The sequence below is a fragment of the Leucobacter salsicius M1-8 genome (assembly GCF_000350525.1).
In the GTDB taxonomy this organism is placed as follows: Bacteria; Actinomycetota; Actinomycetes; order Actinomycetales; family Microbacteriaceae; genus Leucobacter; species Leucobacter salsicius.
In genome coordinates, this window is record NZ_AOCN01000013.1 from 82,951 (window position 1) to 96,828 (window position 13,878).

11 protein-coding genes and 1 tRNA gene are annotated in these 13,878 nt (G+C 63.3%); 7 read left to right on the forward strand and 5 right to left on the reverse strand.

The annotated features are described in order from the left end of the window. Positions 1 to 2: 2 nt before the first annotated feature. The 5 genes from C795_RS0104990 to C795_RS0105010 form a co-directional block, all read right to left on the reverse strand. The gene (locus tag C795_RS0104990) at positions 3 to 1,271 is read right to left on the reverse strand and encodes an MFS transporter (RefSeq protein ID WP_017792662.1); all 1,269 of its coding nucleotides are present in this window, start codon (positions 1,269 to 1,271) and stop codon (positions 3 to 5) included. Between the two features lie 13 nt (positions 1,272 to 1,284). Then, positions 1,285 to 1,761 (reverse strand): HEAT repeat domain-containing protein, encoded by a 477-nt coding sequence (locus C795_RS0104995; protein ID WP_232225435.1) that lies wholly within the window; start codon positions 1,759 to 1,761, stop codon positions 1,285 to 1,287. Between the two features lie 411 nt (positions 1,762 to 2,172). Next, positions 2,173 to 3,360, reverse strand: coding sequence for a GlcNAc-transferase family protein (locus tag C795_RS0105000; RefSeq protein WP_083879138.1), 1,188 nt, complete (start codon positions 3,358 to 3,360; stop codon positions 2,173 to 2,175). Then, positions 3,251 to 3,847, reverse strand: a complete 597-nt coding sequence (locus tag C795_RS17145; protein ID WP_157486969.1) for a hypothetical protein — start codon at positions 3,845 to 3,847, stop codon at positions 3,251 to 3,253. Before C795_RS17145 ends, C795_RS0105000 begins: the two co-directional genes overlap by 110 nt. Before the next feature lie 549 nt (positions 3,848 to 4,396). Next, a tRNA-Leu gene (locus C795_RS0105010) sits at positions 4,397 to 4,479 on the reverse strand. 126 nt (positions 4,480 to 4,605) lie between these two features. Here C795_RS0105010 and C795_RS0105015 point away from each other — a divergent pair. From C795_RS0105015 to pknB, 7 genes are all read left to right on the forward strand, one after another. Further along, positions 4,606 to 5,445, forward strand: coding sequence for an FhaA domain-containing protein (locus C795_RS0105015; protein ID WP_017792666.1), 840 nt, complete (start codon positions 4,606 to 4,608; stop codon positions 5,443 to 5,445). After that, positions 5,442 to 6,032 carry an FHA domain-containing protein FhaB/FipA gene (locus C795_RS0105020; protein ID WP_017792667.1) on the forward strand — a complete coding sequence of 197 codons (591 nt, stop codon included), beginning with the start codon at positions 5,442 to 5,444 and terminating at the stop codon, positions 6,030 to 6,032. The genes C795_RS0105015 and C795_RS0105020 overlap by 4 nt, the downstream gene beginning before the upstream one ends. A 2-nt stretch (positions 6,033 to 6,034) precedes the next feature. After that, positions 6,035 to 7,300 (forward strand): Stp1/IreP family PP2C-type Ser/Thr phosphatase, encoded by a 1,266-nt coding sequence (locus tag C795_RS0105025; protein ID WP_017792668.1) that lies wholly within the window; start codon positions 6,035 to 6,037, stop codon positions 7,298 to 7,300. Then, positions 7,293 to 8,693: an FtsW/RodA/SpoVE family cell cycle protein gene (locus C795_RS0105030; RefSeq protein WP_017792669.1), complete on the forward strand. Its 1,401-nt coding sequence runs from the start codon at positions 7,293 to 7,295 to the stop codon at positions 8,691 to 8,693. The genes C795_RS0105025 and C795_RS0105030 overlap by 8 nt, the downstream gene beginning before the upstream one ends. Continuing rightward, entirely contained in the window at positions 8,690 to 10,177 is a 1,488-nt protein-coding gene (locus C795_RS0105035; RefSeq protein ID WP_026139463.1) for a peptidoglycan D,D-transpeptidase FtsI family protein, read from the forward strand. The genes C795_RS0105030 and C795_RS0105035 overlap by 4 nt, the downstream gene beginning before the upstream one ends. Then, positions 10,174 to 11,988 (forward strand): protein kinase domain-containing protein, encoded by a 1,815-nt coding sequence (locus C795_RS0105040; protein ID WP_017792671.1) that lies wholly within the window; start codon positions 10,174 to 10,176, stop codon positions 11,986 to 11,988. Before C795_RS0105035 ends, C795_RS0105040 begins: the two co-directional genes overlap by 4 nt. 66 nt (positions 11,989 to 12,054) lie before the next feature. Next, on the forward strand, positions 12,055 to 13,764 hold the full coding sequence (pknB, locus tag C795_RS0105045) for a Stk1 family PASTA domain-containing Ser/Thr kinase (protein ID WP_198008431.1): 1,710 nt from the start codon (positions 12,055 to 12,057) through the stop codon (positions 13,762 to 13,764). Positions 13,765 to 13,878: the final 114 nt, after the last annotated feature.

Consider the following 13,878-nt stretch of genomic DNA (forward strand, 5'->3'; position numbering starts at 1 on the left):
GATTAGCTGGAGATCGAGGCGGCAGCGGGCCCGGTCGCATGCACGAGTTCCGGATCAGTGGGCGCGGGCGCCCCTTTGCGCGCCGCACGCCCGGCTCGGGCAAATTCTCCGCCGGGCACGAATAGGGCAACACCCAGGACAGCGAGCCCTACGACCGTGATCGCGGCGCCCGCCCAGAGCGGTGAGGTGAATCCGAGACCCGCGGCGAGCGCAAGCCCGCCACCCCAAGCCCCCAGAGCGTTCCCGAGGTTGAAAGCGGCGATGTTGGCACCCGAGGCCAGCGTCGGCGCTACTTCTGCATGGGCCATGACTCGCATTTGCAACCCGGGCACCGTCGCGAACCCGAAGGCACCCATCAGCAGTAGGCTCACGATTGCCATGGTCTGGTTCCCCGCAGTCAACGCAAACACGGCCAGGATGGCGGTGAGTACAAGCAGCAGCACTACGAGCGTGAGACCCAGGTTCTTGTCGGCTGCCTTACCCCCGACCCAGTTGCCCACGAATAGCCCCAGCCCAAACAGGATCAGCAGCCACGGAACGGCCGAGCTAGCGAAGCCGCTCACCTCAGTCAGTGTGAAGGCGATGTAGGTAAAGCCTCCGAACATTCCGCCGTACCCCAGCACTGTGATGGCGATCGAGAGCCACACCTGGACGCTCCGGAACGCTGCGAACTCCCGTCGCAGCAGGGCCGGCTCCGCGTCGGTATCGCGACCGATGCCGGCTGGCACAAGGAGCACGATTCCAACGAAGGCGATCACGCCGATAATGGTGATCGCCCAGAACGTTGAGCGCCACCCCGCTGACTGGCCCAGCAGGGTGCCAAACGGAACACCCAGCACATTGGCGACGGTGAGGCCCCCAAACATGAGCGAGATAGCGGCGGCGCGCCTGTTCGGCCTAACGATCTGGGCCGCGACCACTGCCCCGATTCCAAAGAACGCACCGTGGCACAGTGCGGCCACGATCCGGCCCAACATCATGGTGCCGTAGTCGGGAGCCAGTGCCGAGATCATGTTGCCGAGAATGAAGAGGATCATTAGCCCGAGCAGTGCTCGTTTGCGATCCATGCGTGTGAGCAGGGCGGTGAGCGCGATCGCGCCGACCGCGACGCTCAGCGCGTAGCCTGAAATGAGGTAGCCCGCGACGGTCTCGGTCACCGCGAAGTCTGCCGCCACTTCGGGCAACAGCCCCATGATGACGAACTCAGTGAGTCCGATGCCGAACCCGCCGATGGCGAGCGCGTAGTTACGCCCGGGATCGATCCGGGTCAACTACGGCCGCGAGCTAGCTCCGCGGAAACCGTTTGCGCAGCGCGTCAATGCTCTGCTGCGCGGCCCGCCGCACCTCAACCTCGGGGTCCTTGAGCAGCGGGCGAAGGTCCTCGACATTGTCGAGCTTGCCGACGGCGCCCAGTGCACGAGCCACTGCGATGCGTACGCGCGGAGTCTCGTCCACGAGCAGCTCGACGAGCTCGGTCGAGGCGGGAAGGTCGCGGGCCACAATCACGCGGGCCGCCATCTCACGCACGCGCCAGGCGGTGTTGTGCAGCGCGTTGACAACGGCGGGAGTCGCCTTTGCATCCCACACGTAGAGCAGAGCACGCAGGCCCCACAGCTCGGGCCAGTACAGCACCGGCGCACCGTCAAGAATGCCCTGCGCATGCTCGCCCCCCACGAAGAGCAAGAAGTCGTCACCCTCGTTGTTTCCGTCTAGGAGCGACAGCGCACGATCGATCACTTCGGCCTCGCCGTAGAACTTCACGGCGACCTCCATTCTCAGTTTCGGCGCAATACCGACGGGAATGGGAGGGAGAGATGAGTCTGCAGCTGATTGGTAAGGCACCCCCTTAGCCTAGGCGCTCCACCTGTGCGCGGCAGCCTCGACATCGAAGGCAGAGCACCGTCGGTGACTGTCTCATTCACCCCTGTGCCACCCTCGGCGAATGCGACGGCAATCGCCGCCGCCAGCGGCGCGAGTGACAACCTGGTCAACACCGGATCGCCCGAAGAAAGTCCACGTGTCTATATCTTGCTACTACTGGGTTTCTGGCGAGCTGCGCTAGGCCTGAAGCCGCGTCACCCGGCCGCGCACAGCTAGGGCTCATGGGCAGGCGGTCGATCTCCACACGCTAGACCTTGACCCTAGAGTCGTTGAGGATGCAGCTGCCGGGCACTAGTCAGACGTCGACTGCATAACTGACCCTTGCCAACCAGCACCGCGAAAGGAACGAGCCTTCTCCGCGAAATCCGCCTTAGACCGAACCGCACCAACTCGCGTACCATCCTCGACACTGAGCATCGATTTGAGCATAACCTGGCTCACCTGAAGCAGCTTCTGGTAGCGAGCGCGCGACCGTTCATCCGCTTCCATGTTCTCGGGCCAGTAGTCTATGTCCATCCACTCATGCCTGTTGTACAGGTGATAAATTGGGATACTTTTGGGCGCCTCTACACGATATCCGTGCGTGAACAGTCGAATTGAGTGGGCGGTTTCATCTCCGACGAAGATGTACTCGTGATTCGGAACTCCTATCGAAACCGCACCAGCAGCAAACTGAAATCCCCCGGCAACAAACAGCGATTCACCGCATCGGCAACCGTCGATATCAGTTCGCAACAGCGGTGCGCCGTGTTCAGTCAAACCATCTACAACAATTCGGTGCGGCAACACGTCTTGAACGAATTCATGGCCATCTCGAAATCCATATATCGCCGGATAGCAAGAAAGAACAACTTTCGGGTCCTTTCGAGACTCCCAATCTGCAACGAGCGTAGTGTCCCATCCCTGTTGGAACCTCATGTGTGAGTCAAGCTGAAGACTAAACGTCTCCCCGCTCCACATTTGGTCGCAGAGCCTCCTCGCCCACCCGAGCCCGAGCGAGTGACTCCACGCCACCTCATGGATATTGAAATTTGGGTTTCCACGCACCGAGTCAAGTTGATGTGCAGTCTCTGGACCAACCTGATTCACGATTGCAAACCTCAGACGCGAGGGAAACTCGGCCCTTGAGAGCGCAGCCTGCAAGGTTGGAACGAGTTCCGTATCTCGGTAGGCAGCGAACTTCAGCAGAATCGTAGCGCTTTGCTGCGAGTCCACACGCCTAGGGTGTGAAGGTTGCAGGCTCAACAGGATTCCGGCGGTTAAAACGCGCAAACACGAGGAGGAGGCCCGCTCCAGAAAGCGCGGACGCCAGCAGCATCTTCCACCAGGCCGATGTGGAAGCACCCGTATTCGCGAGCACAATCGGGGCTTAAGGAGTCTGTTTCGGCACTTCACTGGTCGGCGGGACTGGCGGAACTTCATCAACGGGCGGGACCGGCGGCACCTCATCAACGGGCGGAACCGTGGGGTCCTCTGCATCACCCAGCGTGATCGACGAATTGGCACATATTTCTGGGCCTACTCGAGTGCCCGACCAGTCAGTGTAGAACTGCTCGACATCGGCAGGCCAGACAGTGGGGCCGCCCTGGAAATAGACAATTTGCTCGCCTTGATCGAACAGGTCTCGGAACGGGCTCCTGGTATACCGCATCGGGTTGGTTCGAGTCGCTGTTCCACACGTCTCAGAAACAACGCTGCCGTCAGCTTCGACATCCAGGAGCACCTCGTATGTGAAAGCAGAGGTCCCGCTCGCACCAATCACCCCCGAGGCCACCAGCGAATTGTTATTGAGCAGGAGACTCGGGCCGACGGTGTCCCCGCTTTCCCACGCAAAACCGAGCAGCGTTGAATTGGCGTTATGGGAAAGCACATCCGTCAGGTCCTCGACGGAGCTAAAGCTGTCGCCCTGCTGACCTCGGAGTTCGACTCTGAATGTGACAACGTCGCCGAGCACTGCGCTAGTCACGGAAGTCGTCCTTGTGACGTCAAGCTCAATGGGTTGTTGGGGAGTCCTCGCGAAAGCGATTGCCGCATGGTCTCGCTCCACCGCATCGAGAACGATTGGGTAGATGGGATCCCCCACATGGAACAGGTCTGTACTCGGGATAGGCATTCCCGTGTCAGGATCGAGATGCGTGGCCGCTGCGTTGGCCGGCACAACTTGTAAACACGAGGCCGAGACAAAAGCCAAGCTCACAATGCCTGATGTGATGAATCGTTGTTTGCGTGACAAATCAGCGATGATGTCTTCCCCTTAAGACCTGACAGCAGCCAGTACGTACAACCCGAGTTGCAGCCGCACTGCTTCGCATAGTACCTATGCAAAAACACTTGCTGAGCAATGAAAAAAGTAATAACAACTCGTGCAGTTCGACACCAACTTAGAGGATCGGTGTCGTCAAACTTACCTACAGCGCTACCGGTCTCCCAGGTACAGGCGAGCAGGGCTTGCGACATCGGCCGCAGAAAACAAGAAGACCCCGAGTCAATTGACTCGGGGTCTTACTCTTACTCGTGCGCGAAGGGGGACTTGAACCCCCACGCCCTTGCGGGCACTGGCACCTGAAGCCAGCGCGTCTGCCATTCCGCCACTCGCGCGAGTTTGTCGAAACCGTTTCCGGTTTTGGCAACTCCCCAAGCTTAGCAGATCATGCGGCCTCTCACCAAAGCGGGCTAAACTGCAAAGACACCACGAGATAGTTCGTAGAGAGCAGAGGAGGGCACGTGGGAATTCTAGACACCGTTGAGCGCGGCCTTGAGCGCGCTGTAAATGGCGCATTCGCACGCACCTTCCGCTCGGGCGTGCAGCCCGTAGAGATTGCATCTGCCATCAAGCGCGAGCTCGATATTGGTGCCGTGGTGGTTGACCGCGACCGCGTGTTGGCCCCCAACCGCTTCGTCGTGCGCGTGTCAGAGAAGGACGCAGCACGCCTGCAGGGCCTCGGTTCCACACTCGAACAAGAACTGCGCGGCGTCATCAATAAGCACGCGAAGCGTCAGAACTACCAACTGCTCGGCGAAGCCGACGTTGAGGTACGCGCCGACCACAGCCTCACGCAGGGCGTGCTCGCAGTGGATGCCACCCGTGTTGAAGGTTCGGTTGACTGGATCGCAGCCATCGACGTCGACGGCGTGCGCCACGAGCTCAAGCGCGGTACCACCACGGTGGGCCGCGGTACGGACTGCGGTATTCAAATCGGTGACAGCGCCGCCTCGCGCCAGCACCTGCAGCTGATTTGGGACGGCAGCGCGGGCCTCGCCCGCGACCTCGGCTCAACCAACGGCTCAAAGATTAACGGCGAACGGTTCCGTGAAGCGGCACTGGCCCCCGGTATTGTGATTACGATCGGGCAAACGGCGCTCCAGTTTCAACTGGTGCCCGGGCGCGCGAGCGGGAGCACGGTTGCACCTCGCCCAGCGGGCGCAGCCGGCGGGCAGGCCCATGCGCCTCGCCCCAGCAGCAGTAATAACACCCCCGCACCAGAACCTCGAAGCACTAGGCCCGATTCAGGGGCCGCAGGCCAAGCGCCGGGCATCGACCAAGACTTTTGGAGTGGCCTGTGAGTGACCTCACCCTCATGATCCTGCGCATTGGCTTCTTGCTGGTGCTGTGGGCCTTCGTGTTCGCGATCGTGTACGCGCTGCGCAGCGACCTCTTCGGTGCGCCGGTGCGCAAGCTCCGGGGTGACGGATCCGCGCCGCACGTGCAGCCCATTGTCTCGGCCGCACCGACCAACGCCGCAGCTCCTGCTCCTGCCCCCGTCAACGCGCCAGCCTCCCCCGACGCTGCCACCGGTATCGCCCTGGGCGCGCCAGTCACGCCCAGCGGTGGGGCCCTCCCCTCCGCGGGCGGATCCGGAGCCCCCAAGAACCTCGTCATCACGACGGGAGTGGCATCTGGCACCTCGATTCCTCTCGACGAGAACATCTTCACGATCGGCCGTTCGAGCGATTCAACCCTCGTCATCGTTGACGAATACACCTCGACCCATCACGCTCGCCTCGCCCTCTCGGGCGGCGAGTGGGTTCTCACCGACCTCGACTCGACCAATGGCACGCGCCTCGACGGCGTACGCGTGACCAAGTCGGTCCCCGTGCCCCCGTTCACCCCGGTGACCATCGGAACGACGACCTTCGAGCTGAGGCCATAGGCGTGACGGTCAGTTATGACAGCGCCATCGGCTCACACGTGGGCATGGTGCGCTCCAACAACCAGGACTCGGGCTTCGCGGGCGGTCAGCTGTTTCTTGTAGCCGACGGCATGGGCGGCCACGCGGGCGGCGACGTCGCCTCCGCAATCGCCACCAAGACCATGGCCGCCCTGGACACTGAACCCCAAGGGTCCCCGGCGGCATCGGCCTCACGGCTGCGTCACGCGCTCCTTGAAACCAACGCGAAACTGCGCGGCACTGTGCGCGACCGGCCCGAGCTCGCCGGCATGGGCACCACATTCGTCGGGTTCCTCACCGTCGGCGACAAGCTCGCGCTCGCCCACATCGGCGACTCCCGGCTCTACCTGCTGCGCGACGACGTGATGCACCAGATCACCAAGGATCACACCTTCGTGCAGCGCCTCGTCGATAGCGGCAAGATCACCGAGGAAGAGGCGAAGACCCACCCCCGCCGCTCGGTGCTGATGCGTGTACTCGGCGACGTCGATTCGTCACCCCAGATCGACACCGACGTGCTCGAAAGCCGCCCGGGCGACGTCTGGCTGCTGTGCTCCGACGGCCTCTGCGGCTACGTCGAAGACCCCGACATCGAAAAGATTCTGCGCCGCCGCACCTCGCTGCAGGACGGCGTCGACCGGCTCATCGACAAGGCCCTCGCACACGGCGCCCCCGACAACGTCACCGTCGTACTCGTCGAGACGCACGAGGGCCCGGCCTTCGACCCCAACACGACGACAGAGCTGCCCCGCAGCGAGCAGCGCTTCGCCGGCTCAGCGGCAAGCTCCCCCGAACCCCGCGATGGCACGGTCTCGACCGCACGCACCCGCCTCATGGGTCGCCGCATCCGCCGCGCCCAGGTCGTCGAGGAGAGCCACTTCGAGCCCCGCGTCGACGAATACCTCGCCGAACTCATCGCCGAGACCAAGCGTCGCAACCGCAACCGCCGCCTGCTCTGGGCCCTCGGTGGGCTCTGCGTGCTGCTTGCGATCGGCGGCGCCCTGATCTTCGGGTACCAGTGGACCCAGACCCGCTACTTCGTGGGCACCAATGGCGACACGGTCATCATCTACCGCGGCGTGCAGCAGGATGTCGGATCGATTTCGCTGCATTCCGAAGCCGAAGACACCGGGATCCCGCTCGATCAACTCGACGGCCTCGAGCAGCGCCAGGTCGAACGCACCCTGAGCGCTAATTCGCTCGACGAGGCTCGTGAGATCGTACTGCGATTGGGGCCGATCAATGAGTAACGAAGCCAAGGAGCCGCGCTCGTTCGAGAAGACGCGCACGAGCGAAACGGTGCTGCACCGGATCACCGCGCTGCGCGCGCCCCGGCTGCTGCTGGGATTGGAACTGTCGCTGCTGATCTTCGCGATCGCCATCGGCGTCGGTGCGGTCATGATCATCGACCTCACGGTCAAGGGTGAACTCTCGACCGAACTGGTGCCCGCGGGCGCCCTGTTCGTCGCGGCACTGTTCGCGCTGCACATCGTGATCCGGCGCGTTGCGCCCGATGCCGACTCGCTCATCATGCCGATCGCGGCATTTCTGAACGTGCTTGGCGTCGCGATGATCTACCGGATCGACCTCGCGCGCGACGTAAGTGGCTGGGAGTCGACCTCGGTGCGCCAGCTCGTGTGGTCGGCGGTCGCCGTGTTCGCTGCGATCGCAGTGCTCGCCGTGATTCGCAACCACCTGGTGCTGTTTCGCTACACCTATCTCACCGGCCTCGCCGCCGTGATCCTCCTGCTGCTGCCGATGCTGCCCATCGTAGGGCAGGAGATCAACGGCGCCCGCGTCTGGATCCACATTGGCTCGTTCTCGTTCCAGCCCGGTGAGATCGCCAAGATCTTGCTCGCGATCTTCTTCGCGGGCTACCTCGTGCAGAGCCGCGATTCACTCGCGATGGTGGGCAAGAAGATTCTCGGGATCCGGTTCCCGCGTGCCCGCGACCTGGGACCGCTGCTCGTGTTCTGGCTCGCCGCGATGAGCGTGCTCGTGTTTCAGCGCGACCTCGGCACCTCGCTGCTCTACTTCGGCCTGTTTCTGTCGATGCTGTACCTGGCCACCGGCCGCGTGGGCTGGATCATTCTCGGCGTCGGGCTGTTTCTCGCAGGCGGCATCTTCGCGAGCCAGACCCTCGACTACGTCGGCAACCGGTTCAACAACTGGCTCGATCCGTTCGCAGACCCCTACGGCGGTGGCCACCAGATGGTCAACGGCCTCTTCGGGCTCGCCAACGGCGGCATGACCGGCACCGGGCTCGGCCAGGGGTACCCCGAGCTCACGACCTTCTCGCAGAGCGACTACATCTTTGCGAGCCTCGGCGAGGAGCTTGGGCTGATCGGCCTGTTCGTGGTGCTTGCGGCGTACCTGCTGCTCGTGGGCCGCGGGCTCCGGATCGGCTTCGCCGGCCAAGATGACTTCGGCAAGCTGCTTGCCGCGGGTCTCGCGTTTACGCTTGCGCTGCAGGTGTTCATCGTCGTGGGCGGCATCACCCGCGTGATCCCGCTGACCGGCCTCACCGCGCCCTTCCTGGCCGCGGGCGGTTCATCACTCGTCTCGAACTGGATCATTATCGCACTGCTCATCTTGCTTTCGGGCTCTATTCGCAACCGACCGAAGCTGGTGATCCGCGCATGAATAAGCAGTTGAAGGCGCTCACGCGCACCATTTTCGCCATGTTCCTGGTGCTGTTCTTTGCGGTCACGATGATTCAGGTCGTGCAGGCCGACGATTTGCGCGCAAACGAGCTGAACACCCGCACGCTGAAGAACAGCTACAAGATCGAGCGCGGCTCCATCTTGGTCGACGGCAACCCCGTCGCATACTCGACGCCTACGGGTGACGACTACCGGTTCGTGCGGCAGTACTCCGAAGGGGCGCTGTATGCCCCGATCACCGGGTACTTCTCGCACACGCAGGGCATGAGTGGCCTCGAGGCCGCCATGAACGTGGATCTCACCGGCACGGGCGGCGCACAGTTCTTCTCGCGCATCATGAACACCCTCAACGGGGTGGCTCCGCAGGGCAGCTCCGTGCAGACGACCATTCAGGCGAAGGTGCAGGAGGCCGCGAGCGCGGCTATGGCCGAGCTCGGCGTGGAGGGCGCGGTTGTCGCCATCCAGCCCAAGACCGGCCGGCTGCTCGCGATGACGTCGACCCCGAGCTTTGACCCCAATCTGCTGTCGGGCAACAACGACGCCGAGATTATCGCGAACTATGGGCAGCTTGCCGACAGCCCCGCGCAGCCTCTCAACAATCGTGCGATTGCTGGCGATCTGTACCACCCGGGCTCGGTGTACAAGCTTCTCGTCGCGGCCGAGGCCATCGAATCGGGCAAGGCGACGCCGTCGAGCTCGTTCCCGAACCCGGCCGAGCTGAAGCTCCCCGGTTCGACCGCGGTGATGCAGAATGCGTCGCGCACCACCTGTGGCTCGGGCGCGAAGGCCACGCTCGAGCAGGCCATCGTGATGTCGTGCAACATTCCCATCGCCGAGCTCGCAATGAGCATGGAGAACGACGCCGTGCCCAACATGGCGAAGGCGTTCGGGTTTGATCAGGAGATCACGATTCCGCTCAAGGTCACCCCGAGCCTCGCGCCGGTGCCCGAGGACAAGGCCCAGACCGCACTCGCGTCGATCGGTCAGCTTGACGATCGGGTCACGCCACTGCAGATCGCGATGATCTCGGCGGGCATCTCTAACGGCGGCACGGTGATGAAGCCACAGCTCGTCGACAAGGTGATTACGCCCGACCTGCGCGTCGAAAAGGAATACGTGCCCGAGGAGTTCTCGAAACCCATCTCAAAGAAGACTGCAGACGCGGTTGCTGGGATGATGGAGAAGGGTGTTTCTACGCCCGAGGGCCTCGCACAGAAGTCCGCCATCGATGGGGTTCGAGTTGCTGGTAAAACCGGTACCGCGGAGAACGGCACAAACGCCGAAGGGAATGACCTTCCCTTTACGCTGTGGTACACGGGCTTTGCGCCGGTCGAGGATCCGCAGGTCGCGGTTGCGGTCGTCATTGAAAATGGTGGCGGCGAGAACTTTAATTTTGAGGGTGGATCATTCGATCTCCCCACGGCTGTTGGAAAACGAGTTATGGAAGCGGTGTTGAGCGAATGAGGCCATCGGCAGGGATCACATTCGGCGGACGCTACGAGCTAAGCTCACGGATCGCCGTTGGCGGCATGGGCGAGGTTTGGAAGGCGAGCGACAGCATCATTGGTCGTACCGTCGCGATCAAAATCCTCAAGGACGAGTACATGGGAGACCCCGGGTTTCTCGAGCGCTTTCGGGCTGAGGCCCGTCACGCTGCGCTCGTCAACCACGAGGGCATCGCGAACGTGTTTGATTACGGTGAAGAGCAGGGTTCTGCCTACATCGTGATGGAGCTCGTCCCGGGCGAACCTCTTTCCGCGATCATCGAGCGCGAGGGCCGGATCCCGGCTAATCGCGTACTCGGCATCGTGGCCCAGACCGCCACCTCGCTGCAGGCCGCGCACGACGCTGGCCTGGTGCACCGTGACATCAAGCCGGGCAACCTACTCATTACGCCCGAGGGCCGCGTCAAGATCACCGACTTCGGCATCGCTCGCATTGCCGACCAGGTGCCGTTGACGGCCACCGGTCAGGTCATGGGTACGGTGCAGTACCTGGCACCCGAGCAGGCAAGCGGCCACACTGCCACCGCCGCGACCGACATCTACTCTCTCGGCATCGTCGCCTACGAGTGCCTCGCCGGCAAGCGCCCCTTCACGGGTGAGTCGCAGGTTGCGATCGCAATGGCTCAGATCAACGACACCCCGCCCGAGCTGCCGGCCGATGTGCCCGAGCACGTGCGCAACCTCGTGTACGCGTGCCTCGCGAAGGATGCAGCGGGCCGACCGGCGACCGCTGCGAAGCTCGCTCAGGCCGCGACCGCACTGCACCGCGGCGACGTACAGCTCGCTGCGAGCTATGTGCCGCAGATCATGGGACAGCAGGATCCGGCCACGATGGTGCTGCCGAACACCCCGGGTGCCGATGCTCCCACGACCGCGTTGCCTCAGACGGCTGCCCTCGCGGGCGCCGGCGTTGCAGGAACCCCGATGGGCGGCGACCTCACCGATCTCCCTGAGGACGGCGAAGAGCCCGTCAAGAAGAAGCGCAGCGCGTGGACGTGGCCGCTGATCTCGCTGCTCGCGCTGCTACTCGTTGTCGGCGGCGGCACCGTGTATGCGCTGCTCTCCGGCGGCGACAAGGCTCCGACGACTCCCACCGAGGAGAAGAAGCCAGAGACAAAGCCCGTAAAGAAGGACCCGACGACGGCCGCGATCAACGCTGCCGACGTCATGGGCAAGCCGGTCGAAGAGGCCGAGGCCTACCTCACCGATCTCGGCTTCACCGACGTGCGCACCGTCGCTGGCACTGCCGTGCCCTCGGCTCAGGCCGGTCTCGTCACGGACGTCAACCCGACGGGCGACAAGGTGCCGTTCTCGCAGACGATCACTCTCACCTACTCGGTCGCGTTTGGCGCGATCTCGCCGCCGTCGACCCCCTCGGGGCCCGCCACCGTCAAGGTCGGCGATACCTTTACCGTTCAGGGCTTTTCTGGTTCGTGCCCCACGCCGCTGCAGCCGGGCAACTTCGTGGTGAACTACAGCAGCGCCACCGCGCAGCTCGTGACCGATGTAACGAACAACAGCGCGCAGTTCAAGGCGACCGCCGCGGGCACGCTGACGATCAACTACACGTTCGATTGCTCTGACGGATCGTTCACGGCCACTTCGCCCGTGTCGGAGACCCTGTCGATCACGGTTGAGCCCGCGGATGAGCCGACCCCTGAACCCGAGACCGATGCCGACACCGATACCGGCGCCAATGGAGGTGCCAATGGTGACTCAGATGGCGCCCCAGCCGGCGGCCGCAACTCGTCTGGTAACGGCGCCGCCTAACTCGGACACGAGCCAGGCTTTCGGGGCCGACCCCAGCGCGGCACCACTACACTGAGAACAGTTCTTTTGAGCACGGAAGAGGTTGATATGCCCGAGACGGCCGACGTCGGCGCGCAGCGCATCCTTGCTGGGCGCTACGCCATCGGTGAGTTCATCGGACAGGGCGGTATGGCTACGGTCTACCGCGGTACCGATACGAAGCTCGGCCGTCAGGTAGCGATCAAGATCATGAAGGCCGACCTGGCCGGAGACGAGCAGTTTCGTTCGCGCTTTCGGCAAGAGGCCCGGTCAGCATCGCGCATGGCTCACCCCACCGTTGTACGGGTGTTTGATGCCGGTGCCGACCTCATCCAGACGCCCGACGGGCCGAAGCAGCTGCCCTTCATCGTCATGGAGTACGTCGAGGGCACCAACCTGCGTCAGCTCGTCGCCGAGAACAAGCTGTCGCAGGCCGAGGCCTGCCGCGTCGTCGACTCGGTACTGACCGCGCTCGAGTATTCGCACCGTGCCGGTATCGTGCACCGCGACATCAAGCCCGCCAACATCATGATCACCACGACCGGCCAGGTCAAGGTGATGGATTTCGGTATTGCCCGCGCCGTCTCTGAGACGTCGTCGACGCTGCAGCAGACCACGGCGATTCTTGGCACTGCCGCGTACTTCTCGCCCGAGCAGGCGAAGGGCGAGTCGATCGACGCGCGCACCGACCTGTATTCGACCGGTGTGCTGCTGTACGAACTTCTCGCGGGCGACGTTCCCTTTCGCGGTGACACTGCCGTCGCGGTCGCCTACCAGCACGTGAGTGAGCGTCCCATCGCTCCCAGCGAGATGAACTCAGAGATCACTCCCGAGCTCGACCGCGTTGTGTTGTACGGGCTCGCGAAGGATCGCGCGAAGCGTTTCCAGACCGCGGCAGAGTTTCGCGATGCCCTGCGCACCGCAGCTCGCGGTGAGATGCCCAAGCTCGCGACGCACGCACAAGACGCCGTCCTGTTCTCGGGTGGCGACGAGGTCTCAGAGTCAGACCTCGCGCTGCGCCAGCTCTCAGAGGGCGGTGGCACGCGTACGCAGAGCCGCCCGCCGGTGATGTGGACCTGGGCTGCAATCCTGACGATCGGCGCCGTCATTATCGCCGTCGTGTTTTGGCTCGTCACGCTCGCACCGCAACAGTTCTTGCCCGACACCTCGCGTGAGGTGCCATCACTCGTCGATGTGAAGCGTACGACCGCGCTCGACACGCTGAAGGCGCAAGATCTCAAACCGATTCAGGTTGATGAGTCGAACGACGATGTCGCTGCTGGCCACGTCATCTCAACGGACCCCGAAGCTGGCACCATGCTCAGCGTCGGTGACACGATCACCGTGTTCATCTCCACGGGCCCCGAGACCGCCGAGGTGCCCGAGATCAACCACATGTCCCTCGAGGAGTACACGGAGGCGATCGAAGACCTCGGTCTCTCCGTAGGCCTCGTCACGACCATCGATGACCCGGTGCAGAAGAAGGATCGCGTGCTGGCCGTCGTACCCGAGGTGGGTACCAAGCTCGAATCGGGCGAAAGCGTCGAGATTCGCATCTCCAGCGGTCAGGTCGATGTGCGCGATGTGCAGGGCCAGCCGCTCGACGTGGCCCGCTCGATGCTTGCCAACCTGGGGCTCAACGAGGTCTACACCTCCGAGGACTGCCCCTCGCAGCCCGGCTACCCGATCACGTCTCAGTCGGTCGTGGGCAAGCAGCCGCAGGGCACCAGCCTCGAACTGAAGTACTGCTCGGGCTAGCCCCGCAACAGCACCCATCACGNAAGACNCGACGACACTACGTACGCGTCGTCGTCGTGTGTATGTGTAGGTGGTGGTACGTGTCGACGTACCTACGTCGTCGTAGTAGTCGTA